This is a genomic window from Mycobacterium sp. BMJ-28, from assembly GCF_054404835.1.
Map to the genome: position 1 here is coordinate 3,412,526 of NZ_CM136783.1, position 21,859 is coordinate 3,434,384.

20 protein-coding genes are annotated in these 21,859 nt (G+C 68.9%); 14 read left to right on the forward strand and 6 right to left on the reverse strand.

Features of this window, described 5'->3' with window-relative positions; translation table 11 throughout:
• Positions 1-8: 8 nt before the first annotated feature.
• Positions 9-3,596 (reverse strand): cobaltochelatase subunit CobN, encoded by a 3,588-nt coding sequence (cobN, locus tag ACXPWS_RS16980; RefSeq protein ID WP_458707784.1) that lies wholly within the window; start codon positions 3,594-3,596, stop codon positions 9-11.
• Between the two features lie 392 nt (positions 3,597-3,988).
• On the opposite strand from cobN, the gene ACXPWS_RS16985 reads away from it, so the two are divergent.
• The 5 genes from ACXPWS_RS16985 to ACXPWS_RS17005 are packed head-to-tail and all read left to right on the forward strand — an operon-like array spanning position 3,989 to position 9,251.
• Entirely contained in the window at positions 3,989-4,918 is a 930-nt protein-coding gene (locus tag ACXPWS_RS16985; RefSeq protein WP_458707785.1) for a TauD/TfdA dioxygenase family protein, read from the forward strand.
• Between the two features lie 35 nt (positions 4,919-4,953).
• Positions 4,954-6,057, forward strand: coding sequence for a precorrin-3B synthase (gene cobG / locus ACXPWS_RS16990; protein WP_458707786.1), 1,104 nt, complete (start codon positions 4,954-4,956; stop codon positions 6,055-6,057).
• A 9-nt stretch (positions 6,058-6,066) separates the two neighbouring features.
• Positions 6,067-6,696, forward strand: coding sequence for a precorrin-8X methylmutase (locus ACXPWS_RS16995; RefSeq protein ID WP_458707787.1), 630 nt, complete (start codon positions 6,067-6,069; stop codon positions 6,694-6,696).
• The gene (locus ACXPWS_RS17000) at positions 6,690-8,150 is read left to right on the forward strand and encodes a precorrin-2 C(20)-methyltransferase (RefSeq protein WP_458707788.1); all 1,461 of its coding nucleotides are present in this window, start codon (positions 6,690-6,692) and stop codon (positions 8,148-8,150) included. The genes ACXPWS_RS16995 and ACXPWS_RS17000 overlap by 7 nt, the downstream gene beginning before the upstream one ends.
• 51 nt (positions 8,151-8,201) lie before the next feature.
• A complete protein-coding gene (locus ACXPWS_RS17005) occupies positions 8,202-9,251 on the forward strand; it encodes a phosphotransferase family protein (protein WP_458707789.1) in 1,050 nt (349 codons plus the stop codon).
• On the opposite strand, the gene ACXPWS_RS17010 is transcribed toward ACXPWS_RS17005, so the two are convergent.
• Positions 9,248-10,060: a helix-turn-helix domain-containing protein gene (locus ACXPWS_RS17010; RefSeq protein ID WP_458707790.1), complete on the reverse strand. Its 813-nt coding sequence runs from the start codon at positions 10,058-10,060 to the stop codon at positions 9,248-9,250. The genes ACXPWS_RS17005 and ACXPWS_RS17010 overlap by 4 nt on opposite strands.
• Before the next feature lie 131 nt (positions 10,061-10,191).
• Here ACXPWS_RS17010 and ACXPWS_RS17015 point away from each other — a divergent pair, with 131 nt between their 5' ends.
• Genes ACXPWS_RS17015 through ACXPWS_RS17055 form a run of 9 tightly spaced genes read left to right on the forward strand, consistent with a single transcriptional unit; the run spans position 10,192 to position 18,424 of the window.
• Positions 10,192-10,791: a nuclear transport factor 2 family protein gene (locus ACXPWS_RS17015; protein WP_458707791.1), complete on the forward strand. Its 600-nt coding sequence runs from the start codon at positions 10,192-10,194 to the stop codon at positions 10,789-10,791.
• Positions 10,788-11,495 (forward strand): SDR family NAD(P)-dependent oxidoreductase, encoded by a 708-nt coding sequence (locus ACXPWS_RS17020; protein WP_458707792.1) that lies wholly within the window; start codon positions 10,788-10,790, stop codon positions 11,493-11,495. Before ACXPWS_RS17015 ends, ACXPWS_RS17020 begins: the two co-directional genes overlap by 4 nt.
• A gap of 29 nt (positions 11,496-11,524) precedes the next feature.
• On the forward strand, positions 11,525-12,355 hold the full coding sequence (locus ACXPWS_RS17025; protein ID WP_458707793.1) for an alpha/beta hydrolase: 831 nt from the start codon (positions 11,525-11,527) through the stop codon (positions 12,353-12,355).
• Positions 12,352-14,007 (forward strand): malonate decarboxylase subunit alpha, encoded by a 1,656-nt coding sequence (gene mdcA, locus ACXPWS_RS17030; protein ID WP_458707794.1) that lies wholly within the window; start codon positions 12,352-12,354, stop codon positions 14,005-14,007. The genes ACXPWS_RS17025 and mdcA overlap by 4 nt, the downstream gene beginning before the upstream one ends.
• A 5-nt stretch (positions 14,008-14,012) precedes the next feature.
• Entirely contained in the window at positions 14,013-14,867 is an 855-nt protein-coding gene (locus tag ACXPWS_RS17035) for a triphosphoribosyl-dephospho-CoA synthase (protein ID WP_458707795.1), read from the forward strand.
• Positions 14,855-15,175, forward strand: a complete 321-nt coding sequence (gene mdcC, locus ACXPWS_RS17040) for a malonate decarboxylase acyl carrier protein (protein ID WP_458707796.1) — start codon at positions 14,855-14,857, stop codon at positions 15,173-15,175. Before ACXPWS_RS17035 ends, mdcC begins: the two co-directional genes overlap by 13 nt.
• Positions 15,172-16,890: a biotin-independent malonate decarboxylase subunit beta gene (gene mdcD, locus ACXPWS_RS17045; RefSeq protein WP_458707797.1), complete on the forward strand. Its 1,719-nt coding sequence runs from the start codon at positions 15,172-15,174 to the stop codon at positions 16,888-16,890. The genes mdcC and mdcD overlap by 4 nt, the downstream gene beginning before the upstream one ends.
• Entirely contained in the window at positions 16,878-17,498 is a 621-nt protein-coding gene (locus ACXPWS_RS17050; RefSeq protein WP_458707798.1) for a malonate decarboxylase holo-ACP synthase, read from the forward strand. The genes mdcD and ACXPWS_RS17050 overlap by 13 nt, the downstream gene beginning before the upstream one ends.
• Positions 17,495-18,424 (forward strand): ACP S-malonyltransferase, encoded by a 930-nt coding sequence (locus ACXPWS_RS17055; protein WP_458707799.1) that lies wholly within the window; start codon positions 17,495-17,497, stop codon positions 18,422-18,424. The genes ACXPWS_RS17050 and ACXPWS_RS17055 overlap by 4 nt, the downstream gene beginning before the upstream one ends.
• Here ACXPWS_RS17055 and ACXPWS_RS17060 read toward each other — a convergent pair.
• From ACXPWS_RS17060 to ACXPWS_RS17075, 4 genes are read right to left on the reverse strand one after another with little or no spacing between them, the layout of a single operon-like run.
• On the reverse strand, positions 18,395-19,147 hold the full coding sequence (locus ACXPWS_RS17060; RefSeq protein WP_458707800.1) for a cobalt-precorrin-6A reductase: 753 nt from the start codon (positions 19,145-19,147) through the stop codon (positions 18,395-18,397). The genes ACXPWS_RS17055 and ACXPWS_RS17060 overlap by 30 nt on opposite strands.
• Positions 19,147-19,902 (reverse strand): precorrin-4 C(11)-methyltransferase, encoded by a 756-nt coding sequence (gene cobM, locus ACXPWS_RS17065; protein WP_458707801.1) that lies wholly within the window; start codon positions 19,900-19,902, stop codon positions 19,147-19,149. Before cobM ends, ACXPWS_RS17060 begins: the two co-directional genes overlap by 1 nt.
• A complete protein-coding gene (gene cbiE / locus ACXPWS_RS17070) occupies positions 19,899-21,080 on the reverse strand; it encodes a precorrin-6y C5,15-methyltransferase (decarboxylating) subunit CbiE (RefSeq protein WP_458707802.1) in 1,182 nt (393 codons plus the stop codon). Before cbiE ends, cobM begins: the two co-directional genes overlap by 4 nt.
• The gene (locus ACXPWS_RS17075) at positions 21,077-21,859 is read right to left on the reverse strand and encodes an SDR family NAD(P)-dependent oxidoreductase (protein WP_458707803.1); all 783 of its coding nucleotides are present in this window, start codon (positions 21,857-21,859) and stop codon (positions 21,077-21,079) included. Before ACXPWS_RS17075 ends, cbiE begins: the two co-directional genes overlap by 4 nt.

Consider the following 21,859-nt stretch of genomic DNA (forward strand, 5'->3'; position numbering starts at 1 on the left):
AGGTGAATCTAGCCTTCGAGATCGCCTTCGGTTTCCAGCAGCACCTGGCGTAGCCCCGCCAGGGTGTCGGCCTCGGGCGCGGCCCACATGCCCCGGCCGGCCGCCTCGAGCAGCCGTTCGGCCATGCCGTGCAGCGCCCACGGATTGGACTCGGCCATGAACTTGTGGTTCTCCGGGTCCAGCACGTACGAGGCGGACAGCTGTTCGTACATCCAGTCCGCCATCACATGGGCGGTGGCGTCGTAGCCGAACAGGTAGTCGACGGTGGCCGCCATTTCGAAGGCCCCCTTGTAGCCGTGCCTGCGCATGGCGTTGATCCAGCGCGGGTTGACCACCCGGGCGCGGAACACCCGGGTGGTTTCCTCGCTCAGGGTCCGGGTGCGCACCGCGTCGGGCCGGGTGTTGTCGCCGATATAGGCCGCCGGGTCCGCCCCGGTGAGCGCCCGCACGGTGGCGATCATGCCGCCGTGGTATTGGAAGTAGTCGTCCGAGTCGGCGATGTCGTGCTCGCGGGTGTCGGTGTTCTTGGCCGCCACCGCGATACGGCGATACGCCTTGTTCATGTCGTCGGCGGCGGGCGCTCCGTCCAGGTCGCGGCCGTAGGCGAACCCGCCCCAGGCCGTGTAGACCTGCGCGAGGTCGTTGTCGTCGCGCCAGTTGCGGCTGTCGATCAGCTGCAGCAGACCGGCCCCGTACGTGCCCGGTTTGGAGCCGAAAATTCTTGTGGTGGAGCGGCGTTCGTCGCGATGCTCGGCGAGGTCGGCCTGGCTGTGGGCCCGCACGTAGTTGTCTTCGGGGGTCTCGTCGAGGCCGGCGACCAACCGCACCGCGTCGTCGAGCATGGTGACCACGTGCGGGAAGGCGTCCCGGAAAAACCCCGAGATCCGGACGGTGACATCGATACGGGGCCGGCCCAGTTCGGTCAGCGCGATCGGCTCCAGGTCCACCACCCGCCGCGACGCATCATCCCAGACCGGCCGGACACCCAGCAGCGCAAGGACTTCGGCGATGTCGTCGCCGGAGGTACGCATCGCCGAGGTGCCCCACACCGACAGGCCGACCGAGGCCGGCCAGCGCCCATGGTCGGTGCGGTAGCGCTCCAGCAGTGAATCGGCCATCGCCACACCTGTTTCCCAGGCCAGCCGGGACGGCACGGCCTTGGGGTCCACCGAGTAGAAGTTGCGCCCGGTGGGCAGCACGTTGACCAGCCCGCGCAGCGGTGAGCCGGACGGCCCGGCCGGGATGTAGTGGCCGTCCAGGGCCCGCAGCACCGCGTCGATCTCGCCGTCGGTGCCGCGCAGCCGCGGTACCACCTCCTCCGCGGCGAACCGCAGGATGGCCGCGACCGTCGGATCATCGGTGATGGTGTCGACATGCGCTGCGTCCCAACCGCTGCGCTGCAGCGCAGCGACGAGTTCGCGGGCGCGCGCCTCTGCCGCGTCCACGGTCGCCTTGTCGGCGCTGCCGTCCTCGGCGAGTCCCAGTGCCTGGCGCAGACCGGGCACGGTGTGCTCGCCGCCGAAGAGCTGGCGGGCGCGCAGGATGGCCAGCACCAGGTCGAGTTCGGTTTCCCCGGTGGGGGCCTGGCCCAGGATGTGCAGACCGTCGCGGATCTGGACATCCTTGATCTCGCACAGCCAGCCGTCGACGTGCAACAGCATGTCGTCGAAGGAATCCTCGTCCGGGCGGTCCTCCAGGCCCAGGTCGTGATCCATCTTCGCCGCGCGCATCAACGTCCAGATCTGCTGCCGGATGGCGGGCAGTTTGGCCGGGTCCAGCGCCGAGACGTTGGAATGCTCGTCGAGCAGCTGCTCCAGCCGGGCGATGTCGCCATAGGTTTCGGCGCGCGCCATCGGCGGGATCAGGTGGTCGACCAGGGTGGCGTGGGCGCGGCGTTTGGCCTGGGTGCCCTCGCCGGGATCGTTGACCAGGAACGGATAGATCAGGGGCAGATCACCGAGCGCGGCGTCGGGCCCGCAGCCGGCGGACAGGCCGAGCGTCTTGCCGGGCAGCCATTCCAGGTTGCCGTGTTTGCCCAGGTGTACAACGGCATCCGCGTGGAACGAGTCGCCGAATTCGTCGTCCAACCAGCGGTAGGCCGCCAGGTAGTGATGACTGGGCGGCAGATCCGGATCGTGGTAGATCGCCACCGGATTCTCACCGAACCCCCGCGGCGGTTGCACCAGCAGCACGGTGTTTCCGGATTGCATTGCGGCGATGACGATTTCGCCATCCTTGTGACGGCTGCGGTCGACGAACAGCTCACCGGGCGGCGGGCCCCAGTGCTTGACGATGGCGGCTGAGAAATCGGCGGGCAGGGTGGCGAACCACGCCCGGTAGTCGGCCGCGGAGACCCGGATCGGGTTGGCCTCCAGGGCTTCTGCGGTCAGCCAGTCGGGGTCCTGTCCCCCGCGTTCGATGAGCGCGTGCACCAGCGCGTCACCGTCCTGCGCGTCGACGCCGGGAACCTCGCCGATCTGATAGCCGGCCTCGCGCATCGCGCGCAGCAGGGCCACCGCGCTGGCCGGAGTATCCAGCCCGACGGCGTTGCCGATCCTGGCGTGTTTGGTGGGATACGCCGAGAACACCAGCGCCACCCGCTTGTCGGCGGGGGCGATGTGGCGCAGCCGGGCGTGCCGCACCGCCAGCCCGGCCACCCGGGCGCAGCGTTCCGGGTCGGCGGCGTAGGTGATCAAGCCCTCGTCGTCGATCTCCTTGAACGAGAACGGGACCGTGATGATGCGACCGTCGAACTCGGGCACCGCCACCTGGGTGGCGACGTCCAGCGGGGACATGCCGTCGTCGTTGTCCGACCACCTGGCACGCGAGCTGGTCAGGCAGAGCCCCTGCAGGATCGGGATATCCAGCGCGGCCAGGTGTGCGACGTTCCAGCTGTCATCAGCGCCACCGGCGCCCACGGTCGCGGGAACCGCTCCGCCGGCCGCGAGCACCGTGGTGACCAGGGCGTCGGCGGTGCCCAGCAGTTCCAGTAACTCTGGCTCGGCGGTGCGCAGCGAGGCGCAGTACACCGGCAGGGCCTTTCCGCCGGCTCCGTCGATGGCATCGCAGAGCGCTTCGACGTAGCCGGTGTTTCCGGCCAGGTGCTGGGCCCGGTAGTACAGCACCGCCACGGTCGGGCCCGACGATGTGTCAGGGCGTTCCAGTACGCCCCAGGTGGGAATGGTGACCGGCGGCTCGAAGCCGAACCCGGTCATCAGGAGGGTGTCGCAGAGGAAGGCGTGCAGGCCGCGCAGGTTCTCGGTGCCACCCTGGGCCAGATAGATGTGCGCCTGCACCGCCACCCCGGCCGGCACGGTGGAGTGCCGCATCAGTTCGGCGTCGGGGGTCTGCTCCCCCGACAGCACGATCACCGGGACACCGCCGGCGATGACGGCATCGATCCCGCGCTGCCAGCTGCGGTAGCCGCCGAGGATGCGCACGATCGCGATGTCCACCCCGTCGAGCAGGCCCGCGAGCTCGGCGTCGAGCTCGTCTTCGAGCAGTCGGGACGGGTTGGCCCACCGGTAGTCCGCGCCGGAGGCGCGGGCGGTGATCAGGTCGGTGTCGGACGTCGACAGCAGCAGTACGGTGGGCACGGTCTATTCGTACCGCACGACCTGCGCTGTCGGGTCGGCGCCCATCCGGGCCCGGACCTGAGGGGCAATCAGCGCTCCGAGCGGCTCCAGCGGCCGTACCACGAATCCTGATACGGCGTGGCGAGGGCACCGAACACCAGCGCGACGCCGATTCCGATGGCGATGAGTGAAACCATTTTGGTCACCCCTTTCTTCTCGCTGAAATCTACGTCCCGAATTGGGGTCCGTCGGCATTCTGTGCGGCACCAGACAACATTCCGGGCGAGTGATCCACCTCACATCCGTGTCGACTGGTGCGCCGTTGAACTGGGGCTTCGCCGGCCGCGTGGGTCATTCCGATCTGCGCTAGCCAAACCATTTACGCGAAGTCCGGCGGCTGGCGCAATAGAGATATGAGCCCTCGCAATTCGATCACTGTCACGAAATTGGGTGCGAATATCGGTGCCCGCATCGACGGCGTCCGACTGTCCCCCGACCTGGACGACGCCACCGTTTCGGCGATCAACGATGCGCTGCTGACGCACAAGGTGATCTTCTTCCGCGGTCAGGACCACCTCGACGACGCCGGCCAGCTCGCGTTCGCCGGGCTGCTGGGCACCCCGACCGGTGCGCATCCCACCGTGACCTCGCGCGGCGCGCACATCCTGCCGATCGACTCGCGCTACGACAAGGCCAACAGCTGGCATACCGATGTCACCTTCGTGGACCGGATCCCCAAGGCGTCCCTGCTGCGCGCGGTCACCTTGCCCGAGTACGGGGGCACCACCGTGTGGGCGAACACGCAGGCCGCCTACGAGCAGCTGCCCGTCCCGCTGCGGGCGCTAGTGGACAACCTGTGGGCGGTGCACACCAACCAGTACGACTACGCGTCGGACGCCGCTGCCGACCTGGACAAGCTGTCGGACAACACCCGCGAATACCGCGAGGAGTTCGTCTCCGAGTATTTCGAGACGGAGCATCCGGTGGTGCGGGTGCACCCCGAGACCGGAGCGCGGGTGTTGCTGCTCGGGCACTTCATCAAGCGTTTCCTCGGTTTGGGCACCACCGAGTCGGCCGCTGTGTTCAACCTGCTGCAGGCCCGGGTCACCAAGCTGGAGAACACCGTTCGGTGGACGTGGGCGCCCGGCGACCTGGCAGTCTGGGACAACCGGGCCACCCAGCACTACGCCGTCGCCGATTACGACGACCAGTTCAGGTACCTGAGCCGGGTGACGCTGGCCGGTGATATCCCGGTCGACGTGTCCGGCCGGTCCAGCCGGGCGGTGGCCGGGGACGCCTCGCGCTACTCGGAGGTGGTCAGCCCGGTACGGCTGGCCAGCTGACTCCGGCCGGGGTACCTACGTCGTACGGTAGGAGGATGGCCCGGATCCGCGACGACGACGCGTGTCCCGGTGCACTCCAGGTGCACCGGGCCGCCGATGGCGCGCTGGTTCGGATACGGCTGGCCGGCGGCATGATCACCCCGGCCGCGCTCACCGCCCTGGGCCAGGCCGCCGATCAGTTCGGTTCGCCGGCAATGGAACTCACCTCGCGGGGCAACATCCAGATCCGCGCCGTCACCGATGCCGGCGCGGTGGCCGACGCGGTGGCCCGGGCCGGGCTGTTACCGTCGCCCACCCACGAGCGGGTGCGCAATATCGTGGCATCACCACTGGCCGGACGCAGTGGCGGCCGCATCGATATCCGGGCCCAGGTGGCCGAACTGGATGCGGCCCTGTGCGCGGCTCCCGAGCTGGCCGCACTGCCGGGGCGGTTTCTGTTTGCTCTCGACGACGGTAGGGGTGATGTCGCCGGATTGGCGCCCGATGTCGGGGTGCACGCCGTCGGTGCCGACAACTTTGCCGTGATCCTGGCCGGTCGGGACAGCGGGGTGCGCATCCCGATCGGCGAGGTGGTGTCGACGCTGTTGGCGGTCGCCCGCCGGTTCGTCCGGATCCGGGGCACCGCGTGGCGCGTGGCCGAACTCGGCCATCCCACCGTGCTGCTCGACGGTGCGCGCACCGGCGCGCCGTTCCCTGCCATCGGCACACCACCGGTCGGCTGGATCGGCCAGGACGACGGCCGGATCAGCCTGGGCGCCGTGGTGCCGCTGGGTGTGCTGCGGGCACGGGTCGCCGAGTACCTGGCCGCCATCGAGGCGCCGCTGATCATCACCCCGTGGCGTTCGGTGCTCATCTGCGATCTCGATGACGGCGTCGCCGATACCGCGCTGCGGGTGCTGGCGCCGCTGGGGTTGGTATTCGACGAGAACTCGCCGTGGCTGCGGATCAGCGCCTGCACCGGCTCCCCCGGGTGTGACAAATCTCTCTCCGATGTGCGCGCCGACGCCACGGCGGCGCTCGATGACGGCACGGCAGGGCGGCATCGGCATTACGTCGGCTGCCCACGGGCCTGCGGCAGCCCGTCGGGGGCCGACGTGCTGGTGGCCACCGGCAGCGGCTATGTGGGACGCCGACCGTAGGGTGATCGGGTGCTCGACTACGTCCGCGACGCCGCGGAAATCTACCGGCAATCGTTCGCGACCATTCGTGCCGAAGCGGATCTGACCCGCTTCCCCGACGACGTGTCACGGATGGTGGTGCGCTTGATCCACACCTGCGGGCAGGTCGATCTCGGCGAGCACGTCGCGTTCCAGGCCGACGTGGTGGCCCGCACCCACGCCGCGCTGGCCGCAGGCGCTCCGGTGCTGTGCGATTCGTCGATGGTGGCCGCCGGTATCACCCGGTCCCGGCTGCCCGCCGGCAATGAGGTGGTGTCACTGGTCGCCGATCCGCGGGCACCGGAACTCGCCGCCGAGCTGGGCAGCACCCGGTCGGCGGCCGCGGTCGACCTGTGGGCCGACCGCCTCGGCGGCGCGGTGCTGGCCATCGGGAACGCACCGACGGCCCTGTTCCGGCTGCTGGAGCTGATCGACGAAGGCGCCCCGGTACCGGCCGCGGTGCTGGGCGGCCCGGTCGGATTCGTCGGGTCGGCGCAGTCAAAGGACGAACTGATAGCTCGGCCGCGGGGGATGTCCTATCTGGTGGTGACGGGCCGGCGGGGCGGCAGCGCGATGGCGGCCGCCGCGGTGAATGCGATTGCGAGTGAACGCGAGTGCTGAACAAAGGAACCCTGTACGGCGTCGGCCTGGGCCCCGGTGACCCGGAGTTGGTCACCGTCAAGGCGGCTCGACTGATCGGTGCGGCCGACGTGGTGGCCTATCACAGCGCCCGGCACGGCCGCAGCATCGCGCGCCGCATCGCCGAACCGTACCTGCGCCCCGGTCAGCTCGAGGAGCACCTGGTCTACCCGGTGACCACCGAGACCACCGAGCATCCGGGCGGTTACGCCGGTGCGATGGAGGACTTCTACGCCGAGGCCGCCGAGCGGATCGCCGTGCATCTGGACGCCGGACGCGATGTGGCGCTGCTGGCCGAGGGCGATCCGTTGTTCTACAGCTCGTACATGCATATGCACACCAGGCTGACCGAGCGCTTCGACGCCGTCATCGTGCCGGGGGTGACGTCGGTGAGTGCGGCTTCGGCCGCCACCGGGATCCCGCTGGTGCAGGGCGACGAGGTGCTCACCATCTTGCCCGGCACCCTGCCCGCCGCAGAGCTCACCCGCCGCCTCGCCGATACCGACGCCGCCGTCATCATGAAGCTGGGCAAGTCGTATCCGGAAGTCCGGCAAGCACTTTCGGCTACCCGAAGGTTGGACCGGGCGTTCTACGTGGAGCGTGCCAGCACCGATCAGCAGCGGGTGCTCGGCGCCGGCGAAGTCGACGAGGCCTCGGTCCCCTACTTCTCGATCGTGATGCTGCCCGGCGAGGCGGCGGCGCCCCGCCCGGGCGGCAGCGTCGCGGTGGTGGGGCTCGGGCCCGGCGATCTGGACTGGATCACCCCACAGACGCGCCGCGAGCTGGCCGGCGCCACGGACCTGATCGGTTACGCCCCGTACCTGGACCGGGTCGGCACCCGCGCCGGGCAAACCCGGCACCCCAGTGACAACACCGACGAACCGGCGCGGGCCCGGCTGGCCTGCGAACTGGCCCAGCAGGGCCGGGCGGTGGTGGTGGTTTCCTCGGGCGACCCGGGCGTGTTCGCCATGGCCACCGCGGTGCTGGAGGAGGCCAAGGCCTGGCCCGACGTGCCGGTGCGGGTGATTCCGGCGATGACCGCCGCCCAAGCGGTGGCCAGCCGGGTCGGCGCGCCACTCGGACACGACTATGCGGTCATCTCGCTGTCCGACCGGCTCAAGCCATGGGACATCATCGCCAAACGGATCAGCGCGGCGGCGGCCGCCGATATGGCCATCGCGGTGTACAACCCGGCCTCAAAGACCCGGACCTGGCAGGTGGGCGCGATGCGGGAGCTGCTGCTCGAGCATCGCGATCCGGGCACTCCGGTGGTGATAGGCCGGGATGTGGCGGGACCGCAGGAGAACGTGCGCGTCGTGACGCTGGGCGAGCTGAACCCGGCCGAGGTGGACATGCGGTGCATGTTGATCATCGGCTCGTCTCAGACGCAGTGGCACGGTGACCGGGTCTTCACACCGCGTTACTACCCTGGCTGACGCTTGTCGACAGTCGTTGACATGTGTCAGTAGCCGGTTTACTGTCCGCTCGTGATCCCGCGGAATCCCGATGACGTGACGGCGGCCTGGCTCGGTTCGGTGCTCGGCGCTCAGGTGCGCACCGTCGAGGTGAGCCCGATCGGCACCGGCCAGACCGGTGCGACCTACCGGCTTTCGGTCGGCTACGACGACGCGGCGTCCCAGGCAGACCTGCCCGCGAGCTTCGCGATCAAGCTGCCATCCCAGGACGACACCGTCCGCGACCGCGTCGCCATCGGCTATCGGTCCGAGCACGCCTTCTACAACGACGTCGCCGATCTGGTCTCGATACCGTTGCCGCACAGCTATTTCTGCGAGATCGAAGACGACGGCGCGGAATTCGCGTTGCTGCTGGCCGACCTGGCGCCCGCCCAGCAGGGTGACCAGATCGCCGGCTGCTCGGCGGCCGACGCTCTGCTCGCGGCGCGCGCGCTGGCCGGCCTGCACGCGCCGAGTTGGTGTGACCACAAATGGTCCGACTTCCCCGGCATCGCGATGCCGCGACCGGATGCCGATACGGCGGCCGGGATGGGCGCGGTGGCCAAGATGGCCAGCGGCATCACGCTGGACAAACTCGGTGACCGGATGACCGCGGCCGACCGCGAGACGCTGGCTGCGTCGCTGGCCGTGGTGACACCGTGGCTGCTGACCGAACCCGACCGGTTCGCACTGCTGCACGGCGATTACCGGCTGGACAACATGCTCTTCGATCCCGGCCACACCGCGATCACCATCGTGGACTGGCAGACGCTGGGGTCCGGGCTGCCGGCCCGGGACCTGGCCTACTTCACCGCGACGAGCCTGGACCCGCGGATCCGAGCGGAGACCGAAGCGCAGCTCGTGGACGTGTACCACGAGCAGCTGGTCACGCTCGGTGTCGCCGGCTACGACCGCGAAACATGTTGGCGCGACTACCGACTGGGTATGGTGCAAGCCCCGCTGATCATCGCGTTCGGGACGGCGTTCGCCAGTTCGACCGACCGCGGTGACGAGATGATGCTGGCGATGGCCAAGCGCTCGTGTGCGGCCATCCGCGAACTGGACACGCTGGCGCTGATCTAGTGGGGCGTGGCGGGGCCGGCGAGCATTGCCAGCCTTCGGGCGGTTTCGGTACCCGGCAAGGCGTGATAGGTCTGCAGGTGCTGACCGTCTGAGTCGGGTATGCCGAATCTATTGCGACGCAGATTGAGTTCGCCGACCCGGGGATGACGCAGGTGACTGGTCCCGGCCCGGCGATAGCCGATATCGGCTCGCGCCCACAAGATCCGGAACCGCTCGCTGCTTTCCGACAATTCGTCGACGAGCGACTGCATCCGCGGGTCGATCGACTCACCGCCGGCGCCTTGGCGCAGTCCGCCGACCACGCCGGCGGTGGCATCGTCCCAATCGATGTGCAGTTCCCGTTCGGCGGGATCGGTGAACAGCTGACGCAACAGATTGTGTCCTGGCACGAAGTTGGGTGAGAGTTGTTGCGCCAGCGCATTGGACGCCAGGCAGTCCAGACACCGACCCGCCACGAACGCCGGCACCGACAGTTGGTCTAGCAACGTGACGACATCGTCACCGACCACCTCAGGACCTGTCTGGGTGCGGCGATCATCACGGGCAAGGCCGTGCAGGTGCGCGGTGGCCGCAGCGTCGAGGCGCAACGCGCGGGCCAACGCGTCCAGGATCTGCGAGGACGGGTTGGCATTGCGGCCCTGCTCGATCCGCAGATAGTAGTCGGCGCTGACACCGGCCAGCGCTGCGAGTTCTTCGCGGCGTAGCCCATCGACCCGTCGCCGAGGCCCCGGTACGAGTCCAACGTCTTCGGGTCTGACCCGGCCGCGCCGAAGCCGAAGGTATTCGCCGAGCGCATTCTGGCCGGTCATCCGCACAGAATAGCCAAGACTGGGTTTGCCAGTACCCAGGATGGGGTGGACGTACCCGTATCCGCGCAGGGCCTTCCAGACTTGAGTGCGGCGCACCCGACCGTCGGAGCGCCGGCGAACAGGAGGTCGTCGTGGAAACAGACGTCGTTCAGGTTGTGGCCCGCGAGCGGGAAGGGCGCGATCGTGGTTGGTGGGATCAGATGGCCGACTGCTACCACGGCGACTCGTGGGTGCGTTCGATGTGGTTCACCGGCAGCGGTCGCGACTTCACCGTAGCGTCCCGGGACATGGCATCCCGCGGCGACCGGTCCCGCCACCGACTTTCGGTACCCACCGTGTACCGCAACGGTTCCCGCGCGGTCGTATCGATGCCCATGGCGATCGAGTTCCGTATCACGCTGCACGGCACAGACGCTGACCTCGTCAGTTTCGCTCGCGGCATCTACCGATTGGAACGGCGGGACAGACGATTCGGAATATGCGATCTGTCAACGATTTACGAACGGGACACCTTGACGCCCGTGATACCGGGTGACGTGATACCCCTCGATCGTCACAAGCTGGCAGCACTACCGGCCAGTTACCGGATGCTGGCCTACTACTTCGACACCAACGGATACGACGTCAACCCGGACATGCCGGGCGAAGACCGGCCGGCATCGGTCGACGCGCTGCTTGCTGAGGCGTTCCACTGGCTGCATGCCACTCCAGAACAGGAGATTCAACCATGACCACCACACTGGTCACCGGCGCCAACAAGGGGCTGGGATATGAGACCGCACGCCAGCTCATCGAGGCGGGCCACACGGTGTACATCGGCAGCCGAGACGCCGAACGCGGCCAGGACGCCGCCCAGCGGCTCGGCGCGCGACTCGTGCAACTCGACGTCACCGATGACGAATCGGTCAGTGCTGCTGCACACCTCGTCGCGGAGCTGGGAGGCCTCGACGTCCTTGTCAACAATGCCGGAATCGAAGGCCGCGGTCCGGACAACGGGATCGTCGGTGCCCCCGACGTAACGGCCGCCGATATGCGAGAAGTGTTCGACACCAATGTCTTCGGCATCGTACGAGTGACGCACGCGTTCCTGCCGCTACTGAGTCGGTCCTCGGCGCCCGTCGTGGTCAACGTCAGCAGCAGCCTCGGATCGCTGAGCCTGGCGAACTCGTCCGACAGTCCGACCTACTTCTATCCCGGGGTCGCCTACCCCGCGTCGAAGTCGGCGGTGAACATGATCACCACCCAATTCGCCAAGCAGTTCCCCCGGATGCGCGTCAACGCCGTCGAGCCGGGCTACACCGACACCGACCTCAACGGCCACACCGGAACTCAGACGGTGCAGGAGGGGGCACGGATCATCGTCGAGATGGCGCAGATCTCCCCCGACGGACCCACCGGTGGGTACTTCTCGGCACACGGCCCGGTCCCCTGGTGATGACACCGCACCGGATCGGAGAGAACCTGATGTTTGGAACCGTACGCCGCACCGGCAGGCTCGCCGCTCTCCTGGGCGGCGCAATGCTGGTGAGTGCAGTGACATCCGCGATCCCGGCGGCCGCCGAGCCCACCGAACCAAAACCGACGATCGTGCTGGTGCACGGCGCCTGGGCGGATACATCGAGCTGGGACGGTGAGGTCACCGGACTGCGACAACGTGGCTATCCCGTCCGGGCCATCGCCAACCCGCTCGAAAACCTCACCACCGACGCCGAATCCGTCGCTGATTTCCTGAAATCGATCAGCGGTCCGGTCGTTTTGGTGGGACACTCCTACGGCGGATCGGTGATCACCGAGGCCGCCGAGGGGATGCCCAATGTGAAAGCGCTGGTGTATGTCGACGCGGCGGCTCCGGACGTCGGCGAGACCAATGGTTCGCTCAGTGGGGCCGACTCAGCCCTCAATCAACAACCGGCGAACGACCTTTTCGACAAGGTCGCCTATCCCGGTGCGCCGCCGGGAGCGGCAAACTTGTACCTGAAGGAGGACATCTTCCTGAAGCACTTCGGCGACGACCTGCCGGCCGATATCGCACATCGGCTCTGGGCGACGCAGCGCGCCGCTTCCACCGCCGCGTTCGACACACCTGCGCGCTACGCGGCGTGGAAGACGATCCCGTCGTGGTACTTCATCAGCACCGGCGATCAGATCATCACGCCCACCTCCGAGCACGCGATGGCGGCCCGCGCCAAGTCCGTCGTCACCGATTTCATCGGTGGTTCGCACCTCACCCTGATCTCCCATCCTGATGCGGTGACAGCCGTGATCGTCGCCGCGGCCGATTCGGTGACCGGATGAACACCACACCGCCGGTGGGTGACTGGGACACCCGCCGGGCCGCGAAGGCCGTCCGGCTACGCGCGGGCGCCGCGCATGCCGTCGGCAAAGTGATCAAGGCAGAACGTCTCAAAGATGTCCTGCACGAGGTCATCCGGCCGCACGACCGGGTGGCACTGGAAGGTGACAACCAGAAGCAGGCCGACTTTCTGTCCCGGACCCTGGCCCAATGCGATCCGGCGCGGCTGTACGGCCTGCACATGCTGATCTCCTCGGTATCACGACCCGAGCATCTCGACCTCTTCGAAAGTGGTATCGCCACCAAACTCGATCTGGCGTACGCGGGCCCGCAGAGTGTGCGCATCGCCCAGATGGTCGAAGACGGCGCGGTCACCATCGGCGCAATACACACCTACGTGGAGCTCTACGCCCGCATGTTCGTCGACCTCACACCCGATGTCGTGTTGCTGTGTGCGTCGGCCGCCGATGCGGACGGCAATCTGTACACCGGCCCCAACACCGAGGACACCCCGACCATCGCCGAGGCTGCCGCGTTCCACGACGGTGTGGTGATCGTCCAGGCCGACGAGATCGTCGACCGCGATGCGCTTCCCCGGGTGGATATCCCAGGAAGTTGGGTGGACTTCGTGGTGCAGGCCGACCGGCCGTTCTACCTGGAGCCGCTGTTCACCCGCGACCCCCGCCACATCGGGCCGGTGGAGATCCTCAAAGCGATGATCGCGATCCGAGGCGTCTACGAGCGGCACCAGGTGGTCTCGCTGAACCACGGCGTGGGATTCGACACCGCGGCGATCGAACTGTTGTTGCCGACCTATGGCCAACAGCTCGGGCTCAAGGGCCGCATCGCACGGCATTGGGTGCTCAACCCACACCCCACGTTGATACCTGCCATCGAATCGGGATGGGTGGCCTCGATCCACAGCTTCGGGGGCGAGTCCGGTATGAACCGCTATGCGGCGGCACGACCCGATGTCTTCTTCACCGGCGCCGACGGGTCGCTGCGCTCCAACCGTGTGCTCGCCCAGCTCGCCGGTCAATATGCGATCGACATGTTCATCGGGTCATCCCTGCAGATCGATCGGGATGCCAACTCGTCCACGGTGACCGACGGCCGGCTCTCCGGCTTCGGGGGCGCCCCGAACATGGGCCACGATCCGCACGGTCGCCGGCACTCCTCGGCGGCGTGGCTGGACCTCGCCCACGGCGAGGGCGCCGGCCGACGCGGCCGCAAACTCGTGGTGCAGATGGCCCAGACCTTCCGGGCCGGTGGTGTTCCGACGTTCGTCGAGAGCCTCGACGCGATCGATGTCGGGAAGCAGGCCGGAATGCCGCTGCCGCCGGTGATGATCTACGGGGACGACGTCACCCACGTGGTCACCGAGGAGGGCGTTGCCTACCTGTACAAGGCCGCCTCGCTGGAGGACCGCCGGGCGGCGCTGGCTGCGGTCGCCGGGGTCACGCCAGTGGGTCGCACCGTCGATGCCCGCCGCGTCGAGGACCTGCGCAGGGATGGCCTGGTGGCCTTACCCGAAGACCTCAAGGTCGAGACGCGCCTCGCCGACAGGTCGCTCCTGGCGGCCCGGAGCATCGAAGATCTGGTCGCCTGGTCCGGTGGGTTGTACGACCCGCCCGCACAGTTCCGGGATTGGTGACCGTCATGACCGTGGAAACAGCGAGCCGCACAACCCCTCTCACCGATGAAGCGATCGCCGATCTCGCGGTCGGCGCGATCAGTGCCGAGGCCGACCTGACCCCGAAGCCGGGACTGGTGGACCGGCGCGGACCCGGTGCGCACACGGACATGAACCTCGCGATGTTGCACGTCTCCGCCGAAGCGCTGCGCGCTGCGTTCACCGCGTGTACCCAGGCCGCACGGTCTGTCGCCATCGACGTCGACCTGCGCACCCGCATCGGGGCCATCGGGCGGGCCGGAGAGACCGCGATGCTCACCGCCACCGGAGGGGTGAACACCCACCGCGGTGCCCTGTGGGCGCTCGGCCTGCTGTGCGCGGGTGTCGCCGCGGACCGTCGCGACCCGGCTGCCGTGGCCGCGAAGTTGGCGGCACTGCCCGACCGGGATCTCATCGCCACACCCTCCCATGGTGCGGCAGCCGGCCGTCGTTATGGCGTCACCGGGGCGAAAGGCGAAGCGAAGAACGGGTTTCCGAACGTCGTTCGGTATGCGCTGCCGGCCCTGCTGGCCGCGCGGGCGGCAGGTGCCGACGAGCAGACCGCACGGTTGGAGGCCCTACTGGCATTGATGGCCGAACTGGATGACACCTGCATCCTGCACCGTGGCGGCGCCGGTGGCCTGTACGCCGTGCAGTCGAGTGCCCGCGCCGTGCTTGCGGCCGGCGGTATTCGTACCGCCGCGGGCCGCAGGCACTTCGTCGAACTGGATCGGATGTGCCGGGACCGCCGGCTGTCGCCCGGTGGTAGCGCGGATCTGCTGTCCGCCGCGCTGTTCCTCGATGGCATGCGGGAAAGGACCGAAACACCATGCAGAATGTGACCTACCGGTTCGGCACCACGCGCGTCCCTTCACACGATGTGCACGTCGGGGTGGTCGCGTCCGGTGATCTGGAGATCCTGCTGCAACCGCCGGCCGGCGACGACCCCGCCGATGTTGCGGTGGTGCGGGTTCGCACCAGCGTCAACGGTTTCGATGCAGTGTGGCATGACGTGCTGGAGCGGTTCTTCACCCGCGCACAGTTGGGCGGGCGTTGGGAACTCAACGACTTCGGTGCCACCCCGGGCGTGGTGAACCTGCGTCTGCGCCAGGCCGCCGAGGCGGCAGCCGCCGATGGTGCACCGTCGTGAACGGCACCTCCGTGCTGGTCGGGCAGACCTGGCAACAACTGCTGGCCCGGCGCAGCTTCATCGAACTCGATGCGCTGAACCGTGCTACCGAACTCCTCGACCCGGGAACAGCGCGCGTGCTGGCCGGCCCCTTCGATCGCCTCGAGTCGCCGTGGTTGGAACCCCAGGGGGTGACGCCCCAGTCCGATGACGGTGTGGTGATCGTCAAGGGCAGTGTCGACGGTCACCCAGCCGTGGTCGCCGCGATCGATCAACGCTTCCAGGGCGGAGGCATCGGCGAGGTGTCGGGGGCCAAGATCTCCCAAGCTCTGCTGCACGCTGCCGCCGACTCCCGCGCCGGCACGCCGACCGCTGCCGTCGTCCTGTTCGAGACCGGTGGGGTCCGGCTCCAGGAGGCCAACCTGGGACTCAACGCCGTGGCCGAGATCTGCTCGGCCGTACTCGATCTGCGGCCACTGGCCCCTGTCATCGGAGTCGTCGCCGGGACCGTCGGCTCGTTCGGCGGGATGAGCATCGCCGCGGGACTGTGCACCCGTCTCATCGTCACACCACAATCCCGGATCGGACTCAACGGTCCCGCCGTCATCGAAGAGGAAGGCGGTGTCGCCGAATTCGATTCCCGCGACCACGCCCTGATCTGGGCGGTCGACGGTGGTGAGCAACGCGTCGGCACGGGCCTGGCCGATACCCTGGTGCCCGACGATGTCGCCCTGATACGCCGCCAGGTGATCGAGGCGATCGCCGACGGTGTGGGAACACCCGGCAGCCACCGCAGCCAACGCCTCGACGTCCTGAGCTCACGGCTGGCCACCCTGGACCTTGCGCACCCACCGCAACCTGCTGCGCTGCGCGAACTCTGGGGCAGCGCATATGCGACCGTGCCAGGGCACACCCGCGCGCCGGGGCGGCGCACCGGCCCGGCTACTCGAGGCCGTACGTGGTTGGCCGCGCTCAGCGGCACTGTCGCACCGCACCAGGTCATCCCGTCGGTCCTGTCGGCGGCGACGCCGACCGCGTGCTATCTGGCGGTGGTCCCCGATCCGGGCAATCCCTACCACCGCGCTCGCGAGGGACAAGTGGGACTCACCGAATCGTTGGCGCTGGCACAGGCGGTGCGCGAAATCGTCGGACAAGACCGTGCGCACACCGCCAAACGCGCAATCGTGGCGGTGGTGGATCTGCCGAGCCAGGCTTACGGCCGTGTCGAAGAGATGGCAGGTCTGCACCAAGCCATGGCGGCGGCCGTCGACGCCTATCACAGCGCCCGCACCGCAGGACATCCCATCGTGGCGCTCGTGGTCGGAACCGCTCTGTCGGGCGGGTTTCTGACACACGGATTGCAGGCCGATCAGATCCTCGCGCTCGACGACCCGGGAGTCGAAATCCACGCGATGCACAAGGAGGCCGCGGCACGCATCACCATGCGGACGGTCGGCGAGCTCGATGAGCTCGCCACCACGATCGCGCCGCTGAGCTACCGCATCGCGGACTGGGCCACCCTGGGTTTCTGTGACGGTCTGCTGCCCGTAGGCGATGCCGACGATCCGACACCGAGCGATGTTGCGACAGTGGCGGCAGCCGTCTACGACGCTGTCGCACGCGCCCGAGCGGGCGGCCGCGACCTCGCCAACCGACTCGATTCGGTAACAGCGACGACCACACGCCGGGCATCGCGCGCCGTCCGCGCGGCACTGGACGCGCAGTGGAACAACTGACCTCGGCACTCCCCCACGATCTGCTCCGGCTGAGCCCCGGTGCGGCAGAGCTGTTGCCGGCCGAGGCACCGGCGTGGGCGGTGCGGGCCATAACCGGCGTGCCGTGGGTCGTGGTGCGCAGGGCCGAGGTGCCCGCGGCTCGCATCGCGGTGGGTATCCGCGGCACCGACCGGTCACAGCGTCACGCCTGGACCATTCCGTGGTGCATGGCATCCGAAACCGTGACGCCTCAGGCACTCTCGGCGGCGACACCGGTCCGCCAGGTGGCGGCTCTCCAGGCCGTGCCGGCTGTGCGATCGATCTTCGGGGACCTCGAGTGGGGCCCGACCGGCAGCGTGGGATTCGAGTTGGCTACCGGCAGTCCCGTCGTGACGTCCAGCAGCGACCTGGACGTGGTGGTACGCCCGGCAAGGGGCCAGGTGCTGCCACCGGGCCGGCTCCGGGAGGTGCATGAGCAGTTGAGCCGCCTGAACGTCAGGGTCGACTGCCAGGTCGAGACCCACTCGGGGGCCGTGGCGTTGGCAGAACTGGTCACCGGCGGCGACGATGTCTTGATCCGTACGGCCGGCGGACCGCGGTTGGTCCCGCGATCCACGGTGATGTGGTGAGTCTGTCATTCCTCTTCCCGGGACAGGGATCCCAGCGTTGCGGCATGCTCGGCGAACTCCCGGCATGCTCTTCGGCACAAGCCGTCCTCGACGAAGCACTGGCCTGGGTGGACGCCCATGGTCTGCCGGTGAACCTCGACGACGCAGCCGTTCTCCGGGACACGACAGCTACCCAGATCGCCCTGCTAATCACCGGCGTCGCCTGCGCGCGCGCCCTCGGCGACGACTACGAGCTCAGACCCCAGGTGGTGGCAGGGCATTCGGTCGGGGCGTTCGCCGCGGCGGTCTGCGCCGGGGTGTTGACGCTGCCGGAGGCCCTCGCGGCCGTGAGGTTGCGGGGCGACCTGATGAAAGTGGCTTGTGCGGAAGGCGATTGGGGTATGGCAGCCGTCATCGGTCTGCCCACCCGGGCGGTCCGTCAGCTGACGGAACGGCTGCACACCGAGGTGTGGGTGGCCAACGTCAACACCGCCACCCAGACGGTGCTGGCCGGTTCGCGCGCCGCGCTGGGCGACGCCGCTGCCGCCGCCGAAATCGCGGGAGCGGCCGATTTCGAGATGCTCGACGTGGCGGTCGCCTCCCACTGCCCGGTGCAGGCCGGCACGGCGCGCCGGATGGCGGACCATCTCTCGCAATTACCCCGGCGCGTTCCATCGGCCCGGTATCTGACCAATATCGGCGGCCGGTCCGTGCGTACCGCGGACGCCGTGCTGGACGACCTGGCGAAGTCCGTGGCACGGCCGGTGCAGTGGTACGACGCCACCCGGCTGGCCCCGGAACTCGGCGTGACAACGGCGATCGAACTCCTGCCGGGTCACGTTCTCACCCGCCTCAATGCCGCCAACGCGCCGGCAATGTTGTCGCTCTCGCTGTCGGACGACGGATTCGAGCGAACCTCAACCCTGGTGCGGCGCATGCCGGACTGATGGCAGCGCTGCCAGCCAGTCGACCGCCTCATCCACCGTGGCCACCGTGCGCACCCCTGCGGGTAACGGGGGGCGGTCCACCATGATGATCGGGACGTTCGCGGCCTCTGCGGCTCTGATCTTCGCCTCGGTCATCGCGCCGCCGCTGTTCTTGGTGACCAGCGCGTCGATCGCGTACTCGCGCAGCAGCGACAGCTCACCCTCGTAGTCATAGGGTCCGCGGGACAGCAGCAGTCGATGACGCGGAGGCAGCGTGTGCGGCTCCGGGGCGGTGACGGCACGGATCAGGAACCACGCGTCGACGGCCTGGAATGCCGCGGTGCCGGTGCGCCCGGTGGTCAGGAAGACCCGGGAGAAGTTCTGCTCGGCAACCGAGTTGGCGGCCCGGGTGTCGGATCCCACCACGATGGCGCGCCCGGTGGGCCAGGCGGGCCTGGCCAGCACCAGATACGGATGCCCGGTCTCGGCGCAGGCCCGCGCGGCATGTGCGGTGATGGTGGCGGCGAACGGGTGGGTGGCATCGACCACGGCATCGACGTGCGAGTCGCGCAGCCAGCGGGTCAGCCCGGCCACCCCGCCGAACCCGCCGATCCGCACCTCACCCACCGGCAAAGCCGGGTCGGGCACCCGGCCGGCCAGTGAACTGATGACATCTACGCCGGGGTGCAAGCGCGCCGCCAGCGTCCGGGCCTCCCCGGTGCCGCCCAACAGCAGTACGCGCACTAGTGCCTGCTCCCGCGCCGGCGCCCGGCGGAATACAGGTAACTGTCCGTGAAGCCCTCCGCGGCCAGCACATCACCGACGAAGATGACCGCCGTCTTGGTGATCCCGGCGTCCTTCATCTGACCGGCCACGTCACCGAGGGTGCCGCGCAGTACCTGCTGGGTCGGCCAGCTGGCGAACGCGACGACGGCACAGGGTGTTTCGGTGGTGAACCCGCCGGCGGTCAGATCCTCGACGATCGTGTCGATCTGCGCCGCGGCCAGGTGCAGCACCAGCGTGTTGCCGGGCATCGACAATGCCGTCAGCGTTTCCTTCTCGGGCATCGCCGTCGACAGCGTCGACACCCGCGTCAGCGTGACCGTCTGTGCGACCCCGGGCACGGTCAGTTCACGCCCCAGCGCCGCCGCGGCGGCGGCGAAAGCCGGTACCCCCGGCACGATCTCGTAACGCACGCCGTGTGCGTCCAGGTGTCGGGACTGCTCGGCCAGGGCACTGTAGATCGAGGGATCGCCGGAATGCAGCCGAGCCACGTCCAGGCCGGAGCGGTCGGCCGCGACCAGTTCGTCGATGATCTGGGCCAGGGTGAGTGGGCCGGTGTCGATGATCTTCGCGTCCGGCGGGCAGAGTGCGAGCAGATCCTGCGGCATGATCGAACCCGCATACAGGCAGACCGGGCAGCGCTGCAGCAGATTCTGGCCCCGCACGGTGATCAGGTCGGCGGCCCCTGGCCCGGCACCGATGAAATAGACCGTCACGGCTTGCTCACCGACCACTGCGTCACCGGGTAGGCCGGGCGGAACGCGGTGAACCCGCCCACTGCGCCGCCCTGGTAGTGCTGATAGCGCCGCAACTCGCCGCCTTTCTCCGAATACCACTGAGTCAAAAGAGCTTCCGATTCCACCGTGACGGCGTTGACGACCATCCGCCCGCCCGCGGGCAGCCGGTCGAAACAGGATTGCAACAGGCCGGGCTGGGTCACGCCGCCACCGACGAAGATCGCCGACGGCGGCGGTGTGAAGTCGAAGGACTCCGGGGCGTCGAACTGGACGTCCACCCGGACGCCGAACGCGCGCGCGTTGTCGGCGATCCGCAGCCGACGTTCCGCGTCACGCTCGAACGCGACCGCCCCGCAGCCCGGCGCACTGCGGCACCACTCGATCGCGACGCTGCCGGACCCCGAGCCCACATCCCACAGGAACTCCCCCGGCCGTGGCCCGAGTGCAGCCAGCGTGACGGCCCGAATGCCCTGCTTGGTGATCTGTCCGTCGTGGGCGAACTCGGCGTCGGGCAGCGCGTGCGAGCGTCGGTCGTCGGGGAGGTAGCGCACCGCGATGACGTTGAGATCGTCGACGGCCTCATCGAACTCATCGGCACGACCTCGTCGCACCCGTTCCCCCGGGCCGCCGAGGTGCTCGAGCACCGTGAATTCCGAGGAGCCGCGCCCGGTTTCGGCGAGCAGCCGGGCCAGCGTCGCCGGCGTGCCACCGTCGCGGGACAGCACCACTGCCTGCCCACCTCGGCGCACCGCGCTCACCGGGTCGGCGATCACCAGGCTGATCACCTCGGTGTCCTGCACCGACCAGCCCAGCCGGGCGCATGCCAGCGCGACCGACGACACGTGCGGGAGCACCCGGACCGCGTCGGTGCCGAAGACCCGGACCAGGGTGGCGCCGATGCCGTGCAGCATCGGGTCCCCGGAGGCCACCACGTGCACGGTGGGCAATTCGTCGAACAGCTTCGGCAGAGCCGCCAGCATGGGCGACGGCCACTCCCGGCGCTGCGCGGTCACGCTGTCGTCGAGCAACGCGAGCTGCCGCGGCGAACCGTAGATCACTGTGGCGCTGCGCAATTCGTCGGCCGAGCGCGGCGACAGGCCGGCCATGCCGTCGGCGCCGATGCCCACCACCACGATCCCGCCCGGTCCTCTGCTCATCGCGGCATCCTCCGCCAGATCGCCTGCGGCACAAACCTGGTCGCGAAGATCAACGGCCGGATCGGCCACGGCACCCACACTGCCGATCTACCGCGGGCCAGCGCCCGCGCCGCCGCTTCGGCCACCTGGTCGGGGGTGCTGGACAACGGTGCCGGATCCATGCCTTCGGTCATGTGGCCGATGACGAATCCCGGCCGGACGATCAGCAGCCGGACCCCGGTGCCGTGCAGCGCATCGGCCAGACCGCACGCGAACCCGTCCAGGCCCGCCTTGGCCGACCCGTACACATAATTGGCCCGACGTACCCGGGCGCCGGCGATCGAGGAGAACACCACCAGCCGCCCGCTGTCGCGGGTCCGCATGGACGCGGCGAGCACCGTGAGCAGACTGACCTGGGCGACGTAGTCGGTGTGCACCACGGCGACGGCGTGCGCCGGATCGGCTTCGGCACGCTCCTGGTCACCGAGGATGCCGAACGCCAGCACCGCCGTCCCGATGGGACCGGCCTGCGCCTCGATGGCGGCGATCAGCGCCGGGTGCGCGGCGGTGTCGTCGGCGTCGAACTCGCGGACCAACACGTCGGCCGCACCCGCGGCCCGCAGCGCCGCGACCTGCGCGCTCAGCCGGTCGGCCCGCCGGGCGGCCAGCACCACCGTGTTCCCGGGTGCCAGCCGTTCGGCCAAGGCCAGGCCGATCTCGCTGCGCCCACCGAAGATCACCACGGGGCCGGGTGTGCTCCCCCCGGTCGCTGCGCTCCGGCCCCCCGGTGTGTCCTTCAT